Annotated in this window: 26 protein-coding genes; 4 read left to right on the top strand and 22 right to left on the bottom strand. The window is 36.7% G+C overall.

All coding sequences use genetic code 11. The features are described 5' to 3' along the window. Positions 1-709: 709 nt before the first annotated feature. The 9 genes from AC3WV0_RS17145 to AC3WV0_RS17105 form a co-directional block, all read right to left on the bottom strand. The gene (locus AC3WV0_RS17145; RefSeq protein ID WP_488847307.1) at positions 710-1,345 is read right to left on the bottom strand and encodes a carbonic anhydrase family protein; all 636 of its coding nucleotides are present in this window, start codon (positions 1,343-1,345) and stop codon (positions 710-712) included. Positions 1,346-1,393: 48 nt separating this feature from the next. Then, a complete protein-coding gene (locus AC3WV0_RS17140) occupies positions 1,394-2,986 on the bottom strand; it encodes a SulP family inorganic anion transporter (protein ID WP_488847306.1) in 1,593 nt (530 codons plus the stop codon). A gap of 145 nt (positions 2,987-3,131) precedes the next feature. Continuing rightward, a complete protein-coding gene (locus AC3WV0_RS17135) occupies positions 3,132-3,431 on the bottom strand; it encodes a hypothetical protein (protein WP_488847305.1) in 300 nt (99 codons plus the stop codon). Between the two features lie 20 nt (positions 3,432-3,451). Then, positions 3,452-4,120 (bottom strand): carbonic anhydrase, encoded by a 669-nt coding sequence (locus AC3WV0_RS17130; RefSeq protein ID WP_488847304.1) that lies wholly within the window; start codon positions 4,118-4,120, stop codon positions 3,452-3,454. 426 nt (positions 4,121-4,546) lie between these two features. Then, complete coding sequence (locus tag AC3WV0_RS17125) at positions 4,547-5,101, bottom strand: serine acetyltransferase (RefSeq protein ID WP_488847303.1); 555 nt, start codon at positions 5,099-5,101, stop codon at positions 4,547-4,549. 10 nt (positions 5,102-5,111) lie between these two features. Next, positions 5,112-6,260 carry a glycosyltransferase gene (locus AC3WV0_RS17120; protein ID WP_488847302.1) on the bottom strand — a complete coding sequence of 383 codons (1,149 nt, stop codon included), beginning with the start codon at positions 6,258-6,260 and terminating at the stop codon, positions 5,112-5,114. 28 nt (positions 6,261-6,288) lie between these two features. Continuing rightward, positions 6,289-7,452 carry a glycosyltransferase gene (locus AC3WV0_RS17115; RefSeq protein ID WP_488847301.1) on the bottom strand — a complete coding sequence of 388 codons (1,164 nt, stop codon included), beginning with the start codon at positions 7,450-7,452 and terminating at the stop codon, positions 6,289-6,291. Beyond that, complete coding sequence (locus AC3WV0_RS17110) at positions 7,452-8,291, bottom strand: glycosyltransferase family 2 protein (protein WP_488847300.1); 840 nt, start codon at positions 8,289-8,291, stop codon at positions 7,452-7,454. Before AC3WV0_RS17110 ends, AC3WV0_RS17115 begins: the two co-directional genes overlap by 1 nt. Positions 8,292-8,324: 33 nt before the next feature. Next, the gene (locus AC3WV0_RS17105; RefSeq protein ID WP_488847299.1) at positions 8,325-8,870 is read right to left on the bottom strand and encodes an acyltransferase; all 546 of its coding nucleotides are present in this window, start codon (positions 8,868-8,870) and stop codon (positions 8,325-8,327) included. A gap of 91 nt (positions 8,871-8,961) precedes the next feature. Here AC3WV0_RS17105 and AC3WV0_RS17100 point away from each other — a divergent pair, with 91 nt between their 5' ends. Then, positions 8,962-9,732, top strand: a complete 771-nt coding sequence (locus tag AC3WV0_RS17100; RefSeq protein ID WP_488847298.1) for a class I SAM-dependent methyltransferase — start codon at positions 8,962-8,964, stop codon at positions 9,730-9,732. Between the two features lie 10 nt (positions 9,733-9,742). Next, positions 9,743-10,807: an acyltransferase family protein gene (locus AC3WV0_RS17095; protein WP_488847297.1), complete on the top strand. Its 1,065-nt coding sequence runs from the start codon at positions 9,743-9,745 to the stop codon at positions 10,805-10,807. 38 nt (positions 10,808-10,845) lie between these two features. On the opposite strand, the gene AC3WV0_RS17090 is transcribed toward AC3WV0_RS17095, so the two are convergent. The 13 genes from AC3WV0_RS17090 to AC3WV0_RS17030 all read right to left on the bottom strand — a co-directional run bounded on the left by AC3WV0_RS17090 (position 10,846) and on the right by AC3WV0_RS17030 (position 24,282). Further along, positions 10,846-11,784: a glycosyltransferase family 2 protein gene (locus tag AC3WV0_RS17090; protein ID WP_488847295.1), complete on the bottom strand. Its 939-nt coding sequence runs from the start codon at positions 11,782-11,784 to the stop codon at positions 10,846-10,848. A 668-nt stretch (positions 11,785-12,452) separates the two neighbouring features. After that, entirely contained in the window at positions 12,453-13,280 is an 828-nt protein-coding gene (locus AC3WV0_RS17085; protein WP_488847294.1) for a glycosyltransferase, read from the bottom strand. Continuing rightward, positions 13,277-14,098 carry a glycosyltransferase family 2 protein gene (locus tag AC3WV0_RS17080; protein WP_488847293.1) on the bottom strand — a complete coding sequence of 274 codons (822 nt, stop codon included), beginning with the start codon at positions 14,096-14,098 and terminating at the stop codon, positions 13,277-13,279. The genes AC3WV0_RS17085 and AC3WV0_RS17080 overlap by 4 nt, the downstream gene beginning before the upstream one ends. A 50-nt stretch (positions 14,099-14,148) precedes the next feature. Further along, positions 14,149-14,820 carry an NAD-dependent epimerase/dehydratase family protein gene (locus AC3WV0_RS17075; RefSeq protein WP_488847291.1) on the bottom strand — a complete coding sequence of 224 codons (672 nt, stop codon included), beginning with the start codon at positions 14,818-14,820 and terminating at the stop codon, positions 14,149-14,151. A 54-nt stretch (positions 14,821-14,874) separates the two neighbouring features. Further along, on the bottom strand, positions 14,875-15,780 hold the full coding sequence (locus AC3WV0_RS17070) for a glycosyltransferase family 2 protein (protein WP_488847290.1): 906 nt from the start codon (positions 15,778-15,780) through the stop codon (positions 14,875-14,877). Then, a complete protein-coding gene (locus AC3WV0_RS17065; RefSeq protein ID WP_488847289.1) occupies positions 15,781-16,881 on the bottom strand; it encodes a DegT/DnrJ/EryC1/StrS family aminotransferase in 1,101 nt (366 codons plus the stop codon). Positions 16,882-16,903: 22 nt separating this feature from the next. Then, the gene (locus tag AC3WV0_RS17060; protein ID WP_488847288.1) at positions 16,904-17,842 is read right to left on the bottom strand and encodes a GNAT family N-acetyltransferase; all 939 of its coding nucleotides are present in this window, start codon (positions 17,840-17,842) and stop codon (positions 16,904-16,906) included. Further along, positions 17,842-18,699, bottom strand: a complete 858-nt coding sequence (locus tag AC3WV0_RS17055) for a GNAT family N-acetyltransferase (protein ID WP_488847287.1) — start codon at positions 18,697-18,699, stop codon at positions 17,842-17,844. The genes AC3WV0_RS17060 and AC3WV0_RS17055 overlap by 1 nt, the downstream gene beginning before the upstream one ends. Continuing rightward, entirely contained in the window at positions 18,696-19,958 is a 1,263-nt protein-coding gene (locus AC3WV0_RS17050) for an ABC transporter ATP-binding protein (RefSeq protein ID WP_488847285.1), read from the bottom strand. The genes AC3WV0_RS17055 and AC3WV0_RS17050 overlap by 4 nt, the downstream gene beginning before the upstream one ends. A 30-nt stretch (positions 19,959-19,988) precedes the next feature. Then, the gene (locus AC3WV0_RS17045; RefSeq protein WP_488847284.1) at positions 19,989-20,837 is read right to left on the bottom strand and encodes an ABC transporter permease; all 849 of its coding nucleotides are present in this window, start codon (positions 20,835-20,837) and stop codon (positions 19,989-19,991) included. A gap of 170 nt (positions 20,838-21,007) precedes the next feature. Continuing rightward, the gene (gene rfbA / locus AC3WV0_RS17040; protein WP_488847282.1) at positions 21,008-21,871 is read right to left on the bottom strand and encodes a glucose-1-phosphate thymidylyltransferase RfbA; all 864 of its coding nucleotides are present in this window, start codon (positions 21,869-21,871) and stop codon (positions 21,008-21,010) included. A 12-nt stretch (positions 21,872-21,883) separates the two neighbouring features. After that, positions 21,884-22,963, bottom strand: a complete 1,080-nt coding sequence (rfbB, locus tag AC3WV0_RS17035; RefSeq protein WP_488847281.1) for a dTDP-glucose 4,6-dehydratase — start codon at positions 22,961-22,963, stop codon at positions 21,884-21,886. 5 nt (positions 22,964-22,968) lie between these two features. After that, positions 22,969-24,282, bottom strand: a complete 1,314-nt coding sequence (locus tag AC3WV0_RS17030; protein WP_488847280.1) for a UDP-glucose dehydrogenase family protein — start codon at positions 24,280-24,282, stop codon at positions 22,969-22,971. A gap of 209 nt (positions 24,283-24,491) precedes the next feature. Between AC3WV0_RS17030 and rimP the strand changes: the two genes are divergently transcribed. Both rimP and nusA read left to right on the top strand, forming a co-directional pair. After that, complete coding sequence (gene rimP, locus AC3WV0_RS17025; protein WP_312902363.1) at positions 24,492-24,959, top strand: ribosome assembly cofactor RimP; 468 nt, start codon at positions 24,492-24,494, stop codon at positions 24,957-24,959. A 14-nt stretch (positions 24,960-24,973) separates the two neighbouring features. Beyond that, positions 24,974-26,209, top strand: a complete 1,236-nt coding sequence (nusA, locus tag AC3WV0_RS17020) for a transcription termination factor NusA (protein WP_089999921.1) — start codon at positions 24,974-24,976, stop codon at positions 26,207-26,209. Positions 26,210-26,267: the final 58 nt, after the last annotated feature.

Genomic DNA, 26,267 nt, shown 5'->3' with positions numbered 1-26,267 from the left:
TTTTTTGGCTTCAAGAATGTGGCTTCGGCTCCGCTCAGCCACCGTTGGGTTGGAGGGTTTGAGTTGAAGGACTGGTGGCTTCGAGTGACCTCAGCCACCATTGGGGTTGTAGTGTTTTAGAGTGGATTGAGTGTCTTTAGAGTATAGTTGTATGGATGTTTCTGTGAAACGACGAAAAGTAGTCGACTGGCGGCGCCTGAGCGGAGTCGAAGGCCCGCGTTACACTGGAAGGACTGGTGGCTTCGGCTCCGCTCAGCCAACTTTTAGTAGGAGGGTTTAAGAGTTATGGAGTGTGAGTGTTTTATCATTCCAGCTTGTCATCCTGTAGGGATCTAAGCACGAATCTTTCCATGTTAACTTTAAAAGCTATGCCGAGATTCCTACGGAAATCACAGATTCGACGTAGTCAATGACAAAAGTGTGTGGTAGTGTAGGAGGGTTGGAGTGTTTTAGAGTATGAGCGTTCCCTTCGGTTAGGGTATATGGAATTCTACGGAGCGACATAAAAGTAGTCGGCTGGCGGTGCCTGAGCGGAGTCGAAGGCCCGCATTAAAGAATTGTTGCTTCAAAGAAGATTATTGTACGTTTTTAGATGCAAAAAGACCACCGTAAACGATGGCCTTCAGATGTACTTTTAAAAATTTAATTTCCAATCTATCTAACTTAACATATTTTATTAATTTTCACCTAATTTCTTAGGATTTGATCCTTATAACCAGTTTACGGCACCGGTTTCCACATCATAATTGGCACCTACGATTCTTATTTTACCTTCTTCTTCCAGCTTTCTAAGCGTTGAGCTTTGTTTACGGATATCTTCAATGGCACTTTTTACATTCTGATGATTAAGTCTTTCCAAAAGTGAGCTGTTGCTCGAAGAACGCTCTTCTCCTTCTTCGATTACTTCTTTAATGATCGGATCGAAATGATTGATCAGGTGATTCAGATTATCCATTCCCAATCCTTCGATCTTTGCAGCATCCAGCCCTCCTTTCAAAGCGCCACATTTAGTATGTCCTAAAACCACAACCAGCTTCGAACCTGCTACGTTACATCCGAACTCCATAGACCCCAGAATATCCTGGTTCACAAAATTTCCTGCAATTCTGATGCTGAAAATATCTCCCAGGCCCTGATCGAAAATAAGCTCTGCAGAAGTACGGCTGTCTATACAGCTTAAGACTACTGCAAAAGGCCATTGTCCTTCACGGGTAGCGTTTACCTGCTCCAGAAGATCTCTGTTGGCTTTTAAGTTATTGACAAATCTCTGGTTTCCTTCCTTTAAAAACTCTAATGCTTTTTCCGGAGTAATGGTAGACTGAGTTTCGTGAGTGTGTGCTTTCATATAATTTATTTATATTTTTAAAGTTAAAAAATTTATTAAACAATGAGTTTACATTGCTCTTTTATGAGTGACAACGATATGAGAATTTTCATCTCTTTCATAGTCTCTGTATGATGTTTTGAACCCTAACAGCTCTACATTGATGTCTTCTTCTTTGGCCCTTATGTTGGCAAAATCCTGAATCATTTCCAATACATCGGTCGCGATATAGGACGTTCCCCTGGCATCAATCGTTACCGTAGAGTTCGGCTTTATATTTTTCAATGTTTTCTTAATCGCGGCTTTATTCAGGAATGAGACTTCCTCAGCCAGTTTGATATTGATTCCGTCTGCATCATCAAGTTTCTCCCTGCTCAGATAATACGCTCTTTTCATATTTCCCTGCAGGATGTAGAAAACCGAGATGGCAAGACCTATTCCTACTCCTTTCAACAGATCTGTTGCTACAACGGCAATCACGGTAGCCACAAACGGGATAAACTGGAATTTACCCAAATGCCAGAAATGTTTGAAAGTCGCCGGTTTTGCCAGCTTGTATCCGACTAAGATCAATACTGCGGCCAAAGTAGCCAGAGGAATAAGATTTAATATAACGGGTATAGACAAAACACATATCAATAAAAGGAATCCATGAATAATTGCGGATAATTTTGAAGTCGCTCCTGCGTTGGCATTGGCAGAACTTCTTACGACCACCGAAGTCATGGGAAGACCGCCGATAAATGAACTTACCAGGTTCCCGATTCCCTGCGCTTTAAGCTCGAGGTTGGTGTCTGTGATTCTTCTCTGCCGATCCAGTCTGTCAGAAGCTTCGATACAAAGAAGGGTCTCAATAGATGCTACTATGGCGATGGTAGCCCCGGCGATCCATACCTTCGGATTGGTAAAACCTGTAAAGTCCGGTAGCGTAATAAGGTTCTTAAAATCATCCAGAGATTGCGGAACAGGAAGAGACACCAGGTGCTGGCTTTGTATAGCCAGTGAGCTTCCTGTCATTTTAAAGATTTCATTCAGGATAATTCCTGCCACTACAGCGACAAGGGCTCCCGGAAGCATTTTTATTCTCCTTAAAGCATACACTTTATCCCAAATGATCAGAATGGCAACCGAAACCAACGTCACAATAATGGCTCCCGGATGAACGGCTCCGAATAATTCTGAGAAATAACCGAAGTTCAACCCATTATCAAAGATCGACTGATGACCTTCGTAATCTTTATCAAATCCCAAAGCGTGTGGAATCTGCTTTAAAATAATGATGATACCGATAGCGGCAAGCATCCCTTCAATAACGTTGTTAGGGAAATAATTGGAAATGCTTCCTGCTCTTATAAATCCTAAAATTAATTGAATAACGCCTGCAACAATCCCTGCGCAAAGGAAAATATTAAAGGCTCCGAGATCAGTAATTGCGGTAAGAACGATGGCTGTTAATCCTGCCGCCGGCCCAGACACCGAGATGTTTGAATTACTTATTGAGCCTATTACAAGACCTCCCACGATACCCGCAATAATGCCGGATAAGGGCGGAGCTCCTGAAGCCAGTGCGATCCCCAGACAAAGGGGAAGTGCTACTAAAAATACGACGAGTCCTGAAGGGAAATTCTCCTTTATTCCTCCTATTAATGATGTTTTTTTCATGATATCAAGCTGCTGTGAAAGAACTGATCTATTATTGTTTCAATAAATCAATTACATAAGATTGGAAATTTAATTTTGTAATAGTACATGAGTATCCGATATCAAAAATGATATGAATATGCATTAAAAACTCTGATTATACTAATTAAGCTTCCGGAGGCGGAGAAAATATGGTTAACAGGGGCGACAGATGAAAGGAATCATCTACCGGCACAAAAGATCTCTCTTCCAGAGATGTTTCGAAAAATTTAAGATAATCGAATACATCCAAAGGTTTTGGAAGGGCCTTTTCGTAAACAATGAAGGATGATGGGTGAGAGTGCGGCTCTTCTTCGCTGATCACTACATTCGTTCTGGTAAGATCCCAGCCGAAAACCGAGGCTATACCCGGTAAAGCCGTGAAATTCAGAAAAAACACTAATGTAATAATACTCCAAAGTTTCATTTCACATTTTTTTAGAAAAACTATTTGGTCTTTCTGCTCATTACCCAGTCAGAACCTGTAAGGTTGTAGATCTTCTGGATGTCTTTGAGAATTTTTTCAAAATCAATCTCCAGATCAATGATCTTACCCGTTCTGAGGTCAAAAACCCACCCGTGAACAACAGGATATTCTTCAAGAATATATCTTTCCTGTACACAGGCCATTTTTACAACGTTGATGCATTGCTCCTGAACATTAAGCTCCACAAGCCTGTCATAACGTTGGCTTTCATCACTGATAGAATCAAGCTCTTTCTGATGAAGTCTGTAAACATCGCGGATGTTTCTCAGCCATGGATTCAGCAATCCGAGATCTTCAGGCGTCATGGCTGCCTTCACACCGCCACAGTTGTAATGGCCACAGACAATAATATGCTTTACTTTAAGGTGTTCTACAGCATATTGAATAACGGCTGTGGAACTCATATCCAAAGTATTGACAATATTGGCAATATTTCTGTGAACAAACACTTCACCGGGCTTTGCTCCCATCAGTTCTTCCGCGGTAGCCCTGCTGTCTGAACATCCTATGTACAGGTAATCAGGGTTCTGGGTTTTAGCCAGATCGTGAAAGAAATCAGGGTTGTCTGCCAGTCTGGATTCTACCCATTTTCTGTTGTTTTCAAAAATAACTTCGTACGATTGTGACATAATTTAACTATTTATAATTATTTATTTCGTGTAAATTATTTTTAAAATCAATAGACTAAATCAATAATACTGCAAAAATAGAATTTTTGATGAAAAAGCAAATACTTTTAACAAAGTTTAATATAAAATATGCTTAAAATCATCCTTGTCTTAAAACTTGTTTAAACTAATTTCAGAATTAACCAAAGTCACAAAAGATAATTTAACGCAATGATTAGAATATTTAAAGCTTTCAAAAGAATAAAAATCAAAGATTTTTAAAAACTATTGTTCTTCGTGTTTATTAACTTAGATTAAAAAGTATCTAAATCTTTTGCATCTTTTGCGGTTAAATAGAAATTTTAAACAAATTTTTATTCTATGTTTATTATTTTCCTGTTAAAAGTACGAACAATTCATAAAAAATCAACAATAAAGATTTGATTTTCATATCTTATGGTTAATGTAGCCTTCTGTAGCTGCTTCTGAAAGATAAATAGTACCGGGATTTCCCACGACAACCGAATGGGAAGGAACATCAAAATTAACATAGGCATTAGGAGCAATCAAAACGTTGTCACCAATGGTAATTCCTCCCACGATTACTGCGTTGGTACCGATCCATACCTCGTTGCCAATCACGGGGAAACCTGCATTCTTCCCTCTATTTTGCTGTCCGATCGTTACCCCTTGGGCTATATTGCAGTTTTTTCCGATTTTCACCTTCGGATTAATGACCAAGGCACCCCAATGCCCGATATAGAAGCCTTCTCCAATTTCAGTTTCAGGATAGATCTGATAGCCGTATTTGATTTGATAATGTCTTACAATCAATTTCCAAAAAATGCTCATCAATGGAGTTTTCCTGTATTTCTGGGCTTTCCTCAAAATATAGATAAAATGCAGATTCGGATTGATACATTTCGCAATAATCTGTAAGCCGGAAAGCCATTTTCCACTTTCCCGGTAAAAATCTTTTTGGATGATGGTATAGCCTGCCATTATGGATGTTTTAAATTTCGTCAATAATTTTTTGAAGATGTTCTACCGATTTTTCCAGAGTAAAAGGGAGTTCGGACTGTTCAATTCTCCTTTTGTATTCTTCAGCAACATTTTTATCAGTAAGAAATTTTTTCATTCCTTCATAAATTCCTTCTTCAGAATTTGCAGTGATGTTTCCCAGTCTACCGTCCTGTAGAAGATCCCGTATTCCGGAAACATCAGTTGCAGAAATAGGCTTGTGGAAGATGAGTGCTTCTGCAATAACCGTAGGGAAACCTTCATGTCTAGAAGACGACACATAAAAATCCGCTTTTTTCAGGTAAGGATAAGGATTGCCAGTGAATCCAAGCATTTTAGCTGTTTCGTGAAGTCCTAATCTTTTAAGCTGATCATGAATAGCATCAAAATCATAACCGTCACCAATAATCAGCAGCTGATGTTTCAGTCCTTCATCGATCAGTCTTTTATGTACATTCAGCAGTCGATCGTACCCTTTTTGTGGAAATATTGTACCGATGCTTATAAATGTGGGAAGGTTTTCTGTAAAAGGAAAATTATGAATTTCAACATCTGCTTTTCTCAGTGTTTCATTGCGGTCAATCGGGTTAAATATTTTGATAATTGTACCTTTCTCATCTTCGTTTTGTGCCAGATCATACATTCCGTCGCGGATTTTATTGGAGATCACAAGAATTTTATCAAATCTGAAAAACTTACGAATTATCTTAGGAGTATAACCTTTTATACTGAAAATGTCGTTATGCACCCAGATGATTTTTTTTGAATTTTTCTGCGGGCTTGAAAGTATTTCTTTATAAAGGCCATGAATGCCTGCGATCTCTACGTCGTACTTTTTATTTTTTAGAATAAACCTGTAAAGTAGAAAAGGAAGCCAAAGAAACATTTTCTCATAAAGAACCCTGAAAGCTTTTATAGGAATATCTTTGGGTCTGTTGGTCGTGATCATTTCTCCTTTTATTAGGTAGTGAAGATTTATCCAGGCAGGAACTTCCTTGATGTAGAGTCCGGAGTATAGATTCAAGAGAAGATCAATTTCATATTTGTCCGGAGGAATATTTTTCAAAAAGTTGATCAATACCTTTTCGGCACCACCGTGGCGCAATGAACCAATTCGGATAAGGATTTTTTTCTTTTTCATCATTGTATTTTTAGAATTCCCTGATTTATCATTCCTGTTTATGAGCCAATTCTTCGATAATTTCTTCGACAGCGTTAAAAATCTTTTTATTGTCGAATTTACCCTCAATATTTACCAGATTCTTTTGAATATTTTCAACCAGATTTTTATTCGTTAGAAACTCCTTAATTCCACGGTAAAGACCTTCCTCAGAATATTCGGTAAGATATCCGGTGGTATAATGATCGATCATTTCAGGAACGCCGCCCACTGCTGTTGCTATGATCGGTTTCTGAAGAATCAGGGTTTCCGCAATAATTAATGGCCAGCCTTCACTTTCAGAAGGCATAATGTAGAAATCGGCGTTTTTTACATACGGATAAGGATTAATTTGTGTGCCTAAAAGTTTGAAGGAACTTTTAACTCCCAGTTCATCAATTCTTTTGGAGAGCATCTCGTAATCTTCACCGTTTCCGATTACGTAAATATGATGAATAAAACCATCTGCCAGAAGTTTTTGGTGTGCTTCGAGAAGAGTTCTGTACCCTTTTCTTATATCCAGTCGGCCCACTGAAACGAATGTAGGTGCGTTTTCAAATTCGGGGATAAAAGCCTGTGCCTTTTCTTTGATCTCCTCCATAGGAATGGCATTGAGTATCACTTTTCCCGGCGGAAATTGTATATGAGGATATTTTTCTTCCAGAATATCTTTACATTGCTGAGAACCATAGATGATGTAATCAAACTGCTTGATGCTGTTGAAAATATTTTCACGATAAGGATCGAAAGAGGGAAGGGTAAGATCAGAATGCAGCCACGCAATTTTTTTTGAGTTTTTATTGCTGGAATTAAGAACCGTCTCATAAACTGCGTACGTTGTTGCAATTTCCACATCAAATTGGTCCTGAAGAATGCGGTCTGCAACAGACGGATCTTTCCGGGCTTTATTGAGCTTCAGTTTTCTTATGGCCAGCTGTAATTTCCGGATCAGTGGATTTTTTGAAAAATCTTCCTTTCCTTTTGCAATATATACTTTTCTGACGTGGGAAGGAAATTCGTTCCGCAGCTCACCCTGATTGATATTGAGACATATCGTAAGCTCAAATTTTTCCCTATCAAGGTTGTTAAGCATGCTCAAAACTACCTTTTCGACACCGCCCATTTCCATAGAGCGATGCCTGAAGAGAACTTTTATTTTATCTTTTTTTGTCATTAATTAAAAATTTGCTGGATAAGGATAATTATCTTTCTCTTTATTTTTGAAGTCAGCGTATTCTGGTACTCAAGGAGGGTATAGATTTCATCAGCATTTTTAAACTCATTAGGAATCGGTTTCCCATTTACTTTTTTTAAACCTCTCCGTTTCATTGCGTTGAAAATCACTTGAGCAAAATATTTTCTTGATTTCTGTTTATTTTCATTCTGCGAAATTCCGCCGGAGTGCATTCGGTAGAGGTAATTGGGCTCATTAATAAAATATACTTTCCCTTTCTCGTACATTTTAAGATAGAGGTCCTGATCTTCTGCGATTTTCATAGAGGTGTCCATTTTTTCCGTCTGGTTGTAGATCTTTTTTTTAAATGTAACAAAATGGGCAATTTCAATAGGGTTATTAAAAAAATATGGAGATTTGTTTATCACCTGCTTTCCGCCGTTGAAAACTTCCTGAGGATTGAGATTTCCATCACATTTTGTAAAAAGGGAATACGTAAGTACAACATCCGGTTTTTTTCTGTAAATTTCCATACTTGAGGATATCGCCGTCGGCAATATGGCGTCATCGGGATCTACAAATCCGCATATTTCTCCTTTTGCCAGTTCTATAAGCCTGCTTTTAGTGACGCCGACTCCGCTGTTGGTTTCATTATAATAAATTCTGAACCGCCCGTCATTTCCTACTATTTTCTTAATAACCTCTACAGAATCATCAGTGGATGCATCATCAAGAATAATGGCTTCCCAGTTCTGATAATTTTGAGACAGAAGAGATTGAAAACAGTCTTTAAAGTATTTACCGTTGTTGTAATTGGCAATAAGTATCGAAAATTTCATTATTTGTGTTTATGCTTTTGAAATGTAATGAATTCAGATAAAGCTTTTGCTGATCAATTCCTGGCGATTCATAAGGATGGTGTTTGGTGGAACATCTTTATAAATCACACATCCGGCGCCTATAATGGAGTTATCTCCAATTGTAACTCCTTTAAGAACAGTGACATTGCTTCCCAACCAACAGTTATTGCCTATCGTTATCGGTCCTGTATTAAATTGATTGGGATGAATTTTAAAATCCGGCGTGGTTTCATAGCTGTGATTATGATCGTAAAGCTTTACATTTTCCCCGAATAAGGTATTATCACCTATGCTGATGCTTTCAAGACAGTTGATAGAGCAGAAATTATTCATGAAAAAGTCTTTTCCAATCTCAAGCGATGCTTTTTTACCGACAAAAATATGGATGAAATTTCTTAACGACGCAGAATCGTCTATTTTCATGATTTTAATATCGGGGTCAAGGATAAAATGATTATAATTCCCCAGTCTGATATCTTTAAAGGATACTTTTTTGTGTTTTTTAAGCAGGGAGGTTTGGCCTCTTCTCTGGATTTTCTCGAAAATGTTGAAAGCCATCGGTGTAAATTTTTCGTCATATTTGCTTTACAAATATAATAGTTTTGTGTAATTAAAAAAAATATATATTTTTGTTTTTAAATTTAACACAATGACTGAAATATCGAGAGTTCTCAAAACATTTGTGGCTTATCTCAAGAGGCCAGGTCTCTATCCCGAGTTGGGAAGAAAAATCATTAAAAATACTGTAAACCGGAAAAGTGCATTCAAAGGAAAGGAAAAGACAAATTCCTGGGCTGCATCCGTAGCGGTTTCCCAGAAAGAAGCTGTTTCCAGGCTTTTTTCTATGGATATTGATGATTTCAGAAGCCAGTTTGCTGAAATCTTACAGGCAGCGGGCCAAAAAGAAAAAGAATGTCCCATAAAAATGGGCGGTCCGGGTGCACTTGAACTTATTTATTATGCATGTGAATTCACCAAAGCAGAACGTGTCCTGGAAACAGGAGTCGCTTACGGATGGTCTTCTCTGGCCGCTTTACTTTCTTTAGAAAAGAGAAACGGTACACTGTATAGCTCAGATATGCCTTATCTTGCACAGGATGGGGATCAATTTGTAGGCTGTATTGTTCCTGATAATATTAAAAAATATTGGAAATTATTCCGGTTTGCTGATAAAGAGTCTTTGCCTAAAATTTTCGCTGAAAGCTCCTCTTTCGATGTGTTCCATTACGATTCTGATAAAAGTTACAATGGCAGAATGTGGGCTTATAATGAAGTCTATGGAAGGATGAAGCCCGGTTCAGTATTCATCAGTGATGATATTGGAGATAATTCTGCTTACCAGGACTTTTGTGAGAAAAACAATATTGAAACCACTGTTGTGGAATATGAAGGAAAATACATCGGGGTTTTTGTAAAATAAAAACTTTTAGATGTATTTTTGGCCCGTGAAAATAGGTCAGATTACATTTACCCGGTTTGTCGCTGCCATAGCGATCGTTATTTCTCATTTTAATAAAGATTTGTTTTTATATAAGATCAAGTATATTGAGGAAATTTTTCTCCGGGCCAATGTAGGGGTAAGCTACTTTTTCATCCTTTCTGGCTTTATTATGATTGTGGCCTATCATCAAAAGATAAAGATCAGCTATAAAGATTTTTACAGGAACAGATTTGCAAGAATTTATCCTTTATATGTGGTCGGATTACTGCTGTATCTTGTGACCAGATATTCGGATTTTAGTATTTATAAATGTCTTTTATATCTTCTGGGTATCCAAAGCTGGATTCCGGGGAAAGCGCTGGTGCTTAATTTTCCCGGTTGGTCGATCTCCGTAGAATTTTTATTTTATCTTATTTTTCCCTGGTTATACAATTATTTGTATTCAAAAGGGAATAAAAGCATTTGGGTTATTGCCATACTGATTTGGATAGGAACCCAGTTTTTTATAAATCTATATGTTAATTCTCACGCTTATAAAGGTGCGCATACGGTAAGTCATGAATTCAGCCACTATTTTCCTTTATGGCATGTCAATGAGTTTTTGATTGGCAATTTAGCAGGCTTATTTTTTGTGAAAAACCGGAAGGAAAAGAATTATGATATTGCCGTTAGTTTAATTTTTATCGGAATTTTATTATCACTCATTTTTATTCCGCTGAATTTCCATAATGGCTTAATGGCAGTTCTGTTTGTACCTTTAATCTATCTAATCTCCTGCAACAATGGTACGCTGACAAAAGTATTTTCATTAAAACCTTTGGAATTTCTTGGAGAGATCAGCTATGCTGTTTACATTGTTCATATTCCTGTGCTGTATATTTTAAGGTCTGTTTTATGGGATTATTTCCAAATGTCTCAAAGCAATATAATATTTTGGATTTATATTTTGGTTCTAATCATTGTTTCTGCTATTTTTTATCAGTTTGTTGAAAAACCAATGCGTGATTATTTAAGGAAAATTAATTTTTCAAAGCAAAAACAATTAAAACTATAATTTAGTTTAAGAATTATTTATTTAAATGAATCTCAGGGTCAGAAAAGATCTTTCCTGAAATTAATATTATAAAGTCCGGAACGGATGCTTTGATAGTCTGTTAACAGATATTTTAGAATCATTCCCCATTTTTTCAGAAAATGCGCATTGGCAATGCGGAAACTTCTATGCACCCTTTTAATATGAAGTTTAATGTTTTCAGGCAGAGTATTTTCATTTTGTGCCCAGCTATTAACCTCTTCCCATAAAATGATCCTTGTTGAGGATGGTTTTATTTCTTTTGCATCTACTTTGGTGATCCTGTTATTTTGATGTACACCACGTACGGCAACTGCCTTGTCAAGAATTCCGGGATACAGATTAAGGTAATAAGAAAGCCTGAATAAAAACTCGGTATCCTGATGAAGCTTTAAATGTGTTTTAAAGAGATATTGCAATTTTTTCAGAGAACTTTTCCTGATGGTAAGGGCATCAATGCTGAACAGCCCGAATGTTCCTTTCATATTTAGCAATCCGGGGAAAACATCTTCCGGCGCATGCTTTTGGTAAACGGTAGTAAGTCGGTCTCCAAATAACTTATAATACTGTTCTTTTGCTTTTTCGGAGTAATAATGAACACCAATTGCTCCATAAACACCCTCTACATTGCTGTTAAGAAATAATTCTTTTTCCGCATCAAAACGATTGGGAAGGTAGTAATCATCTGCGTCGAGAAAAGCAATAAAATCTCCCTCTGCCATTGATATGCCTAAGTTTCTGGAGGCTCCTGCACCGTGATTCCCTTTATCCAGATGCTGATAAAGCTTTACACGGCTGTATTTTTTTACAAGTTCATGGCAAACCTGCAGGGCATTGTCTGGGGATTTGTCTTCTATCAGGATGATCTCAAAAACTTCATCAAACTCAAGGGCGGATTCTACTGCCTGTGAAACATATCTTTCCGCATTATATACCGGAATAATTACTGAAATTTTCATTTTATGCTTTTAATTTAATTTTTAAATAATGGGTTATTTTTTTGTCAACAAAAAAATAGAGCAGGGAAGCCAGCAAAATAGCAAGGGCAATTTTAAAGATGAAAAGCGGATACCTGTGAAACCTTCAGGCTTACAGCTTTTTAAAACAATTTCTATAAAGGGATGAGAAAGATATAATGAATAGGAAATGTCTCCCAAGAATATCATAAAGGTATTTCCTTTCCAACAGAATGTATAATCAAAAGTTAAGAACGATAACACAAACAGGGAAATGAAAAACAATTTTATCCATTCATTATCAATTGGGATAATGCCGGGAAGAATCAATATAAATGATAAACATCCTACTAAAGAAATTGCTGTTGCATAGTTTTTCGGAATTTTATATCTGTTAAGCAAATAAAGGTTCAAAGAACTGGTTGCCATTCGAATATAAGGATTTCCAAAAGGAATGAAGAAGCCTAAAATAAAAGTAATTACAAAAAAATAGATAATAAAGTAATATCTTTTTTCCTTAAAAAATAATGACAGCCCGAAGACGAGATAAAAGAACATCTCAAAATTCAGCTCAGGGAAATTTATTGTTTCACGAAAGTGAAAACAACAGACGAGTAATGCTGAAATTCCTCGTAATATCTGCAGATTGTTGAGCTTCATTTATAATGCTTCTATCTTTTATATATTTTTTTCAGGATAAGTCCCATTACAAAAGGTATTCTGGAAATATTGTGCTGCCAGGTTTTTAAACGGTCGATGGTAAACTTAGTTTCTTCTGTCATTCCATATTCTGAAAAATCCACTTGATGAACCGCTTTATGCTTGAAGGTAGCGTTCATAAGATTATATTGATGGACAATCTGAATATACATTTCCTTACTGTCTTCCACAGAAAAATCCGGATAATGCCGATAGCTGTTATGGGCTCTTTCTTTTAGCATGGTTTTAAAATTGTCAATGCTTTCGGCAAGGCTTACAAACGGATTTACGGTGGCATTATACAAAGTAACGATTGCTTTCCGGTGAGGAAACATGGTAAGCTGGTAACCTCTTCTTAAATCGATCACAAGATCATGAACGGGTTTAAAATGCTCTTGGACGGTTTTTACATAATCCTGATGAAGCATATCGTCGTTATCCAGCTCGCTGGTAATTACAAATTTTGTTTCGGGGGTGAAGAATTGCGGAATTATTTCCACTGCTTGAGTTTTCATTTCATCAAAATCTTCAACAAAAACAGACCTGAAAACAGGGTATTCTGCCTCAATCTCTTTAATGATTTTTCTGAATTTTTCTGATGTATTCACATCAAAAAAGCTAAGCCAGACATAATTTTGATTGGTCTGCTTTTTATAGGACGGAAGCACATAGGTTCTGAACAGCCTGAACCGGTCGTTCAGCCATTCTTCTGTTAAAGGTTTGTATCCTGAACGTGTTTCATTCCAGCCTTTTGTTGGAACATTGAATCTTGTCATAATGATATGTACAAACTGACTCATCGGAATAAATTTTTTAAAAAGTTATATATTCTATAAGGTTTACTGGAATAGATACTTTCCAGTTTTTTTTCATAAAAGGTTTTTCTGTTTAAAAGGGCAATGTAGCTGGGAAAGAACTCATGGAAGAGTGCTTTATGCTTTTCGTAGACGGTATGGTAGATAATTTCTCTTTTGTCATTGTTGCCGGTAATTTCTTTAATCATAGAAGTTTCTGGATGAGACCTGTAGTTGAACACCGGATAATCTATTTTAGTGAAAGGCTGCTCTCGATGGGAAGATTTCAGCTGTATCCAGAATTCCCAATCTTCGAATCCGTGTCTGAGATTTTCATCATAGATAATTCCTTCATCAAAATATTTTTTTTCAAACATAGAGGTACAGTATAGCTTATTTCCTAAAAGCAATTCTCTTAGTGTAAATTTTTCCTGAAGGTTAGATTTTTTTTGAGTATGCCCAAAGGTTACCGTATCTGAAAATACAACCAGGGTCTCCGGATTTTCCCGAAAAACGGAAATCATTTTTTCTAATGCCAACGGATTGAGGGTGTCATCTGCATCGAGAGGTAAAATATAATTTCCCGTTGCATTTCTTATGCCTGTATTTCTGGCTCCCGATAAACCTTTATTTTCCTGATGGATATACAGTATCCTGTTATTTTCGAGGCTTCGGGATACGGTTTCCGTATTATCTGTAGAGCCGTCATCTACAATAATACATTCCCAATTGGTGTACGACTGGCTGATGACAGACTGTATACATTCTTCAAGATATTTTGCGTGGTTAAAACACGGGACGATAATCGATACTTTATAATCCATACAATAAATTTTATTATTAACCCCTCTGGAATTTTCTTCAACCATAGTTTTTATAAATAATAGGAAAGCAATTTTCTCAGATATTCATCAGAAGTTATCCCTGAAAAAAAAGATTCTGTAAGTGGATTAAATTCTATAGCATAACAGGAGCCTTCAACAACATTTTCATAAATTGCATTTTTACCGAGATGATTTTCCATTCGCGACAGAATTTCAGCCATAGAATATTGATAAGGATATGCAAGGTTGATTATTTCATTATTCAAGTTTTTTATATGTTGGCTGATAAATAATGCAATGTCTTCTGTACCAATAAGGATTCTTTTTGCATTGGTATGGATGGTAAGTTTATTTTCCGAAAGGATGGCGTTTTTTAGGAAGTTGATGAGTGTATTGGGGTTTCCTCCACGGCCTATAGCATTTCCTACCCGGAAAATAATGTAGCTTGGACAATGTTCTGCAATTAATTTTTCAATTGTAAGCTTATGAAGAACATAGGGGCTTTCATTTTTACTGGGATCGTAAATACTGCATGTAGAAAAATATATCAGTTTTTTATCGTTATCACTGCAGATAACGGACTTTAGAAGTGTCCTTTCTCTTTCAAACTCAGCCGGATTTTTTTCCATGGAATTGGAAACTCCGGATGCAAAAAAAACGGCATCTTTTGTATCATATAATCGTAAGGCATTTGCCAGAATTCCATTACCGATAATCATCATTTGTTGTTTTTAGGGATTTATAATCTTATTGGTCCTTCATCATGTATTCGTTTATTATTTCATTTCAGCGATTTTATTGATGACTTTATAAAACATGGGAGGGATCTTACTTCGGATTGCCCAATCAAGTCTTTTGATCTTATAAGGGTAATGATGATACACATTCATGTAATCTTCGGGAAGCTTTTTCCCTGAAAGGTAATATCGGTGTGTATATGCATTAACTTTATCTTTTACAGTTCCTTCTGAGTCAAACATGATCTGCAACTGTGTCGTCTCGAGTTCTATCTTCTCAGCCTTGACTTTCGATGTGTTTTGCGGATGCATACGGTAATAGGTAAGCTTTTCAGGGATATAAGCGATAAGATATTTCTCACTGATTTTCAGCCAGCGGAAATAATCTTCCACAATAAAACGGGTATCATATTTACCGGTCTCTTTAATCACATCCGTTTTCAACAAAACCGTTAATGCTGCAATCCTGTTACCTTTTATGAGTTCTTTCCTGAAAATATGAGGGTTGATATTTCCTAATGAATCGTAATCTGCAAAATCTTGAACGATAAAGCTGTTGTCATCAACCGTATGAGTATTGCTGAAAACCATTCCGTATTCTTCTCCTGAACTTTCAAGCTTGGAAACATATTTTTCAATAGCTTCTTGATGAAGGAAATCATCTGCAGCAATCAGTTTTATATATTTTCCTTTTGCCAGGGTAATGCACTCATTCAGCATCGTGGCTAATCCTGTGTTCTCAGCATGAAAATTTCTTTCTGCCGGGTAATTGTTTTCTTGTAACCACTGCTCAAAAATTTCAACAGAATTATCCTTAGAAGCATCATCTCCAACAATTAACTGAATATTATCATACGTCTGATTTCTAATGCTTTCTAAATTTTCCCGGATAAATCTCCCGTGATTATATGAAACCACAATGATGGTGACTAATGGTTTTTCCATCTAGAATTGATTTACGCTGTTCATGATGTGCAGGATGTCTTCTTCTTCAAGAATAGAAGAAATTGGTAAACTCAGGCATTCATTATGCAATTTTTCCGTAACAGGTAAAGAAAAATGGTTATACTCTTTATAAGCCGCCTGCTTATGGGGAGGGATAGGGTAGTGAATTATTGTCTGGATCCCTTTTTCAGCCAGGTGGTTCTGCAGTGAATCCCTGTTCTCCGTTCTTATCACAAATAAATGCCAGACATGTTCTTTTTGGTCAGCCGGAATTTCGGGAAGAATAATTTTTGGATGGGTTATTCCGGATATAAATTTGTTGGCGATCTTCCGGCGCATTTCGTTTTCATGGTCAATATATTTTAATTTAATATCTAAAACTGCAGCCTGTAATTCGTCTATTCTCGAATTTAAACCTTTATATATATTGATGTATTTTTGATTGGAACCATAATTACCCAATGCACGAATGGTTTCAGATAATTCTTTATCACTAGTAGTTACTGCGCCTGCATCTCCTAAAGCGCCCAGATTTTTTCCGGGGTAAAAGCTAAAGCCTGAAGCGTCGCCCAGATTTCCGGATTTAATACCCTTCCATTCTGCTCCTATTGCCTGAGCATTATCCTCAATAATTTTGAGCTTGTATCTCGTTGCTATTTCTTTCAGCTTTTCTGAAAAGACAATTCTTCCCTGAAGATGTACAATAAGGATAGCTTTGGTTTTCGGACTGATTTTTTGTTCAATTTTTGAAATATCAATATTATAAGTATCTATATCCGGCTCAACAAACACAGGAATCATCCCGTTATCTGATATAGCAAGCACAGAAGCGATGTAGGTGTTGGCAGGAACAAGGACTTCATCCCCTGTATTCATTACGCCAAGCTCGATGTAGGCGCGGAAAATAAGACGCAGGGCATCCAATCCGTTGGCGACACCAATGGCGTGATCTGTACCGATATAATCTGCTAAATTCTTTTCGAAACTTTTTGTTTTTCCGCCAAGAAGATACCATCCGGAACGGAAAGTCTGGATCAGGGCTTCTTCTATTTCCTGTTGGTACCTGAGATTGATTTTTTGTAAATCGAGAAATTTTATCATGATACGTCTTTATTATTGAAAGTTAAAGCAGAGCTATTTCATAAAAATCATGGCAGACAGCCCTTCCACCAAACATTTCTTTTTGGTTAATAAGCCCTTCATTTAAATATAAGCCCTGGTTTTCAGTAGAAATCCCGAAGCTGAAATATTCGCGATCCCGGAAGTGATCTTCAATTAATTTTATAATCAGATAATCCAATGCGCCTATTGTTTTACCTCTTTGCGAATTAGCCAGATATTGGGTGTGGATAACGTTGCCAAAATCAAAGATCACGCATCCACAAATAAGTTCTCTGTTTTCATGAACTCCGAATAGTTTGATATGATCAGGAAATCTTTCGGACAATAGTTTTATCTCTTCCAAGCTGTGTGTGGGTTTTGCATTGTGGCTTTCCAAAACAGAGGTGAGAAGTTTCCAGTACTCTTTAAAATTCCGGGTTTCTTTAAGGATAAGATCCAAAGCAGAACAATCTTTAAATTTTTTAGCAGGAGATTTCGCAAGCGGAAGCTTATCTTTAATGGAAATTACCGAAGAAATATCTCTTCTGAAAAGCTTTGCATGATTTATAAACAATGCGTAAAGATCTTCCTGAAAAGGAACTTTAGCAAATATATAAGGGATGGATTTGTATATTATTTTTTCAAAGCTGCACGAAGAATAATATTTCATCATTGCTGTAAATATTTCCAGAACATCTACAGATTTCGTTCTATCACTGATAAGTAAAGATCCATAGGTTAATCCGCCGTGAGAATGAATTTCTTTCCCTCTTTCGTTGGCAGGAAAAATGGCAGCGATATGATTTTTCTTTCTGAAAATCAAAGAATGATCAGAAAACCGGTCGGCATGATAATCCATATAATCTCTCTGAAAAAAGAAAAGTCCGTTCTTGCTTTCTTTCACAAAAATATCCCATGCTGTCTTATCACTTTGCTGATATCGTGTAACTTCTATTTCCATTATAATGTTAAAGTCATTCTGATATTATTGTCATCAATACGATCGATCCTGAACCCAAAATTTTCATAAGCCCGTATTGCCCTGGTGTTTTCCGGGATCACATTCAGGTATAAGCAGTTAAGTTTAAATTCTTTTTTGGCAATTGAAACAATTTCGGATAAAATATGGCGGCTTATGCCTTTTCCCCAGAACTGCTTTTCACCGATATATCCGAAATATTCTGCGTCATTATTGTCTTTGTTAATTTTTTTTAAACCGGCAACTCCGATAGTCTTATTATTGTATGAAATGCCTTTTATGCAATAATTGCTGTTATCGCGAAGGCTTTTGAACCATTTTTTTTGTTCTTCCCGGGTAAAGTCCGGGCTGTTCGTAAGCTTTTTTATTTCGGGATCATTAAGCCACTTCCAGGATTTTTCCAGTACCTCTTCATTATAATCTGTCAACATCAGAACATGCTCTTCTTCATACAATTTAAAATCTTCATACGTCCTGAAGTAGTCGTTTTCATCATACAATTCAGAAGCAAGACATAGCAGTACTGCGTTGTGTGAAAATTTAATGTCTCTCCATATCAACCTGGGAATGTATAAGCCCTTTGAAGGGTTATCCAGGACAAATACTGCCCGATTCCCTTTTTGATCTTCGGTGCTAAACTCAATGATTCCGGAAACGGCGAATATGATCTGTTCAAGTTTTTTATGGGCATGGCCACCTCTTATTACGTCTTGCGGCGTGTAATAGGTCCAATAAGTGCGTTTGATCTCGAAAGGGATGTTTTTTGAGCTTTCAGCTACAGTTATGAATCCCAGCGAAGAGTTGCCGATCTTATCTAAATGAAAATATTGAACGTTCATGGGATTGATTTGTATTCTATTTTATAGTCAAAATGAGGTCTTATAATTCCTGGATAAATGTGCATTTTGGTACCTACTTTCACATTTTCTACCTCAAAACCTACCATATTATCAACTGCATATAAAACGGTAGTCTGGTTTTGTCCGAAAATTAATCTGAAGTAATAATTTCCCGCATTTAACAATCCTGAAGGGATATCGAATTCTAAACTATAGTCTCCGCTCTTGGAATGTTCAGAAATGATTTTTCCGACGTGGAAAATTATCAGTTCTTCATAATTTTTAAGTTCGAACGTGACCCCGAGATTAATGTTCGGAACAAAATTTTTAAAAACCAATTTTACTCGGATTCCGGAATCAATATCTATAATATTTCCGTTAACAGGAGCAACAGAAAATTCTTTTATCCGGATATTTTCATTTCCTTCTGCCTCATCTATAATACCATTATAATGATAGGAAGTTGCACTTGCACTGTTTTTCTGATATTCTATGATGGTGTTCAATACACTTCCTTCATATTCAAGTGTGCCTTGGTTAAGAAGGATACCTTTTGTACATAATTCCTTAACGGCCGTCATGTTATGGCTTACAAAAAGTACGGTTCTCCCTTCTCCTTTCGTGACGTCACCCATTTTTCCCAGGCATTTTTTTTGAAACTCTGCATCGCCTACTGCCAGAACCTCATCTACAATAAGAATTTCAGACTCCAGATGTGCGGCGACAGCAAAAGCAAGACGCACATACATTCCTGAAGAATATCTTTTTACCGGAGTATCAATATATCTTTCCACTCCTGAAAAGTCTACGATTTCGTCGAATTTTCTACTGATTTCTTTCCGGGTCATTCCGAGAATAGCGCCGTTGAGGTATACGTTTTCCCGGCCTGTCATTTCAGGATGAAATCCGGTTCCTACTTCCAGCAGCGATGCAATTCTTCCCCGGCTATATATTTTTCCGGTAGTTGGTTTTGTAACCTTACTCAGTAATTTTAAAAGAGTAGATTTTCCTGCGCCGTTTCTTCCGATAATACCTACAGCATCACCCTCCTCGATTTCAAAATTGATGTTCTGCAAAGACCATACATATTCGGATTCTCCTTTTTCGGCTCTGTTATTTGCTTCACCGATCTTAAGGTAAGGATCTTCTTTGCCTCTCATTCTATGCCACATACGGTTGAGGTCATGAGAGAGGGTTCCGGTGCCTACCTGCCCTAATCTGTATTGTTTTGATATATTTTCTGCTTTTAAAACCAGCATAGTAATAAAGTTGGGAATATTAATAAATTTTTAAACGGTGTCCATAAAAGTCTTCTCTACTTTGTTGAATATAAGGGTTCCTGCGATCAGAAGTAAGAAAATGATAACAGAACTTATTATAAGCATTAAAGGAGAGAAATCTCCAGCGCCCAGCCATGCATATTTGAAGCACTCGAAAATTCCTGTCAATGGATTATAAAAAGCCAGTTTTTTAAAAAAGCCGGGAAGAGAGGAAGTGGGATAAATAACAGGAGTTGCATACATATAAAGATTTACTCCAAAAACCAAAAGCATGCTGAGGTCTTTGTATTTTGTGGTAAGGGAAGAGAATATCATTCCCGTTCCTAGCGCAAAGAAAGCCATAAGAACAATAAGGAATGGAGTTGCAACGATCCATATATTAGGCTGTATTTCCCCTTTAAAAAGATAATAAATCCAGACCATCAGGAATAGGAGAAACTGTACTCCGAAGCGCATGAGATTTGACATCACAATAGATATTGGCGTTACAAGCCTTGGGAAATATACTTTCCCGAAAATACCTGCGTTTCCTACAAACGTGGAAGATGTACTCAAAAGGCAGGACGAAAAATAATTCCATAGTGTTACCCCAGAAAGATAAAACAATAAGGGTGGAGCACCATCTGTAGGTAAGCTGGCAATTTTTCCAAAAACAATAAGATAAGTAATAGTGGTAAATATAGGGTTTATAAAAAACCAGATGGGACCTAAGATCGTTTGCTTAAAGCTGGATATAAAATCTCTTTTTACGAACATGTAAACAAGATCTTTGTAATTCCATACCTCCTTAAGTTTTAAGTCGAATAAAGAATGCCTGGCTTCAATTATTTCGGTCCACTTTTGTTGTGGTTCATTCATTTGTGTAAAGTTTACTGCAAATTTATATTTTTTAATTATATCTTACACTTTTATTCTTAAAAATTTATCATTAATGAATAAAAAAGTTTTAAACAATATGAATATTTACTGCATTAAACAAAAAACTGCCACTAAAAAGCAACAGTTTTTACAATATGTTCAGGTATTGATTATTTATTGATGAGGTTCTTCAGATATTCGCCATAACCACTTTTTCCATATTTTACAGCGGTTTCAAGCAGTTGTTCTTCATTGATGAACTTATTTCTGAATGCAATTTCTTCAATACATCCTATTTTAAATCCCTGTCGTTTTTCGATTACCCGTACAAATTCCGATGCATCGTTCAGTGATTCAAAAGTTCCTGTGTCTAACCAGGCAGTTCCTCTGTCTAAAACTCCTACTTCAAGTCTTCCTTTATTAAGATAGACATTGTTTACATCTGTTATTTCAAGTTCGCCTCTTGCAGAAGGCTGAATGTTTTTTGCGATTTCAACGACTTCATTATCATAGAAATATAATCCCGGAACAGCATAGTTGGATTTTGGTTTTAACGGTTTTTCTTCAATGGAAACCGCTTTAAAATCATCATCAAATTCTACCACTCCATATCTTTCGGGATCTGAAACGTGATAGGCAAAAACGACTCCTCCTTCAGGATTTGTTTTGTTTTTGAGAAGAGTGCCCATTTCAGAACCGTAGAAAATATTGTCTCCCAATACCAGGGCTGCGGAGTCATCTCCGATGAATTCATCGCCGAGTATAAAGGCCTGTGCCAGTCCGTCCGGACTAGGCTGTACCACATACTGAATATTACAGCCAAGCTGTGATCCGTCACCTAATAGCTTTATAAAACCAGCCTGATCGTGAGGGGTGGTGATAATCAGAATATCTTTAATTCCGGCTAGTAAAAGCGTTGACAAAGGATAATAGATCATCGGTTTGTCATAAATGGGCATCAGCTGTTTGCTGACCGCAATGGTAAGAGGGTAAAGTCTTGTTCCTGAGCCTCCGGCTAAAATGATACCTTTCATCTTTGTTGTGTTTTAATGATATTGTTTTTCGTAGTATTTCTGATAGTCTCCGCTTGTCACATTTTCCAGCCATTCTTTATTTTCGAGATACCAGTCGATTGTTTTTGCCAAACCTTGCTCAAATGTTACTGAAGGCTTCCAGCCGAGATCTTTATTAAGCTTGGTCGCGTCAATTGCATAGCGTTTATCGTGTCCCGGTCTGTCTTTTACAAACGTAATAAGTTTTTCGGAATATCCCTCAGGTCTTCCGAGCTTGGCGTCCATCTGTTTGATTAATTCTTTTACCAGATCAATATTTTGCCATTCATTAAATCCTCCGATATTATATGTTTCTCCGGTTTTGGCGTCATTAAAAATCTGGTGGATGGCCTTGGCGTGATCAATGACAAACAGCCAGTCTCTTGTGTACTTTCCGTCACCATAAATAGGTAATGGTTTTTCATTAATAATATTCGAAATGCAAAGGGGAATCAATTTTTCAGGAAAATGATTCGGCCCATAATTATTGGAACAGTTGGATACAATAAAAGGCATTCCGTAAGTATTTCCATACGCTCTTACCAAATGATCTGAAGCAGCCTTCGAAGCCGAATATGGTGATTGCGGGTCGTATGGAGTTGTTTCTAAAAAGAATCCGGTTTCACCAAGGCTTCCGTATACTTCATCGGTAGAAATATGGTAGAAAAGATTTTTTCTTTTTTCATCCGGAAATCTTCCGTGGGTATGATCCGGATTAAGAGTCCAGAACTCTTTACATAAATTTAAAAGATTGGCAGTACCATTAACATTAGTATTAATGAAAGCCATCGGATCCGTAATGCTTCTGTCAACATGACTTTCTGCCGCGAGATGTACAACTGCATCCGGACGGTATTTTTCAAAAATTAATCTTAATTCGTCAGGTTGGGTAATGTCTGCCTTCTCGAAAACATAATTAGGTTCATTTTCGATGTCTTTCAGGTTTTCGAGATTTCCTGCGTAGGTAAGAGCGTCTAAGTTAATGATCTTAATTTCAGGATTGTTTTTTACGAATTCCCTTACAACATGTGATCCGATAAAGCCGGCACCTCCTGTAATGATTATATTTTTCATTAGTTTTAGTTTACAATGGTTTTACGGCCAATACTCTTATAATAGAATCCGTTTTGCTCGGGAACTTCCAATGGATACATGTTTCTTCCGTCAAAAACGGCCTTATTTTTCATTTTTCTGGCCATCAGTTCAAAATTAGGGTTTTTAAATTCAGGCCATTCTGTAGCGATGAATAACGCGTCTGCATCTTCGAGAGCATCGTACATGGTTTTGGCATATTGAATTTTATCACCCAGAATTTTTTTAACATTATTTTCTGCAACGGAATCATACGCAACAATTTTTGCGCCTTTCTCTAATAAAATAGAAATGTTATCAAGTGAAGAGGCTTCGCGGATGTCATCGGTATTTGCCTTAAAAGCCAATCCCCACATGGCGATGGTTTTTCCTTCGATGTTTCCTCCGAAATATTTTTCAATTTCAGAAACAAGAATTACTTTTTGTGCTGAATTAACTTTTTCTGTAGCTTCCAAAATACGGAAATCAAAATCATCATTCTTTCCAGATTTTATCAACGCTTTTACATCTTTGGGAAAACAACTTCCGCCGTATCCAATTCCAGGGAATAGAAATCGATGCCCTATTCTGTCGTCACTACCCATTCCCAATCTTACTTTATCAACATCTGCTCCTACTTTTTCACAATAGTTGGCAATTTCGTTCATAAACGTGATTTTTACGGCAAGGAATGAATTGGCAGCATATTTAGTGAGCTCCGAAGATTTTTCATCCATAAAAATAATAGGAACTCCGGTATTGGTGAAAGGCTGGTAAATTTTTGCCATGATCTCCTTTGCTTTATCAGAGCTTGATCCTACAACCACTCTCGACGGATTCATAGAGTCTTCTACAGCAAATCCTTCTCTCAGGAATTCCGGGTTGGAAACCACATCGAAAGGAATTTGAGTTTTTGATCCGATCACTTCTTTTACTTTGTCGGCAGTACCCACAGGAACTGTACTTTTGTTCACGATTACTTTGTACTCCGTCATCATTTCACCAATATTATCAGCTACTTTCAGGACATAAGAAAGATCTGCTGAACCATCTTCTCCCGGCGGTGTAGGCAAAGCCAGGTATATGACTTCACTTTTGTCAAGTGCTTCTTTTAAATCGGTGGTGAAAAATAATCTTTCGGACTGAATGTTTCTTAAAAACATTTCTTCAAGGTTCGGCTCATAAATGGGAACTACGCCGTTTTTCATACCTTCTACTTTTTTTTCATCAATATCTACACAGTATACTGAATTTCCAAGTTCTGCTAAAGTCGTTCCTGTGACTAATCCTACATAACCTGTTCCTACAATGGTAATATTCAAAATATATGTTTTTTTTAAAATAAATACAAAAATAATAAAAATACCATCATGCTGTACTTTTAAATAATAATTAACTTATTCGCTTGATAATTAAGATATTTTGCTTTTTTAATAAAAAGTCGTATATTTGCAGTGGATTTACGGAAAAACATGGGAAGGCCTTCGGAAGAAAGCCTTTTTTCGTACGGTAAATCAAGATTAAATAACATATGGAGTTTAGAAAAAGAATTGAAGAATTATTAAATGATTTTCTGGAAACCAGAAAGGATTTATTTCTTATAGATCTGAAAATTTCTGCCGGAGATGATATTACAGTGATTTTGGATGGAGACAACGGAGTTTCTTTACAGGATTGCCTTGATGCCAGCCGTGCCATAGAATTCAATATGGATCGTGAAGAGCATGACTTCAGCCTTCAGGTAATGTCTGCCGGATTGAGTGAGCCTCTGGCAACTCCCAGACAGTTTAATAAAAATATCGGAAGAGAAATTGAGGTTCTCCTGAATGATTCTACGAAAATTGAAGGAGAGTTGGCAAAAGTGGATGATGAAAAGATTACTCTTATTCTGCGTTACCGAAAACCGAAAGATATCGGAAAAGGAAAAGTAGATGTGGAGGAGGAAAAGGAAATTCCTTACGCTGAGATTAAAAAAGCATTAGTAACAATTAAATTTTAAAAGAAAAAGAATAAATGGACAATATAGCGTTGATTGAATCCTTTGGTGATTTTAAAGACGAAAAAGGGATCAGTAAGATTGATCTTATGGCAATTATTGAAGATTCACTGAAAACTCTTTTAAGAAAAAGATACGATTCAGATGATCATTTTGATGTGATTGTAAACCCTGACAAAGGAGATTTTCAGATATTTTTAAATAAAACAATCGTAGAAGACGAGATGTCTGAAGATGATGATTTGGAAATTGAAATCTCTGAAGCTAAAAAAATCGATCCAACTTTTGAAGTGGGAGAAGATTTTACAATGGAAATTCCTGTTGCTCAATTGGGAAGACGAAATATTCTTACACTAAAGCAGATTTTGGCTACGAAATTGCAGGAGCACAACAATGCGATGCTGTACGAGCAGTTTAAAGACAGAATCGGGGAGATTGTAGTAGGAGAAATTCACCACATCCGTCATAAGCATGTGATTTTGCTTGACGATGAAGGAAATGAATTTATTTTACCTAAAGAAAATCAGATCCCGTCGGATTTCTTTAAAAAGGGTGAAAATATCAGAGCTATTGTGGAAACCGTAGATTTCAAAGGTTCAAAACCGCAGATTATTATTTCCAGAACTGCACCTAAATTCCTTGAGAAATTATTGGAGCTGGAAATTCCTGAAATCCAGGATGGAACAATTATGTTGAAAAAAGTAGTAAGGATTCCTGGTGAAAAAGCAAAAATTGCAGTAGATGCTTATGACGACAGAATAGATCCGGTAGGTGCTTGTGTTGGGGTGAAAGGATCAAGAATTCACGGCGTTGTAAGAGAGTTGAGAAATGAAAACATCGATGTTATTCAGTGGTCGAAAAACCCTGAGATTTTGGTGAAAAGAGCTTTAGGAAATGTTACCATCAACAAGATTGATATCAATGAAGATAGTACTTATGCATTGGTATATACGCCGGTTGAAGAGATTTCCAAAGTGATTGGAAAACAGGGTCAGAATATCAGACTTGCTTCTTGGTTGACAGGTTATGAGATTGATGTGCACAGAGAGGCCAGCGAAGATGATGATGTTGAATTAAAAGAATTCAATGATGACATCGACCAATGGATTCTGGATGAATTTAAGAAAGTGGGTCTTACGACTGCAAAATCGGTTCTTGATAAAGAAACTGAAAGTTTATTGAATATGGTAGACCTTGAAGAAGAGACCATTGAAGAAGTGAAACGTATTCTGAGAGAGGAATTTGAAGATTAAGATTTTTAAGTAAATTTTAATAAACAGTAAAAAAGAAATACTTTAATTTTAAGAATTA

Source organism: Chryseobacterium sp. 27AL, assembly GCF_057815395.1.
This window is presented reverse-complemented; position numbering and strand designations above follow the sequence as displayed.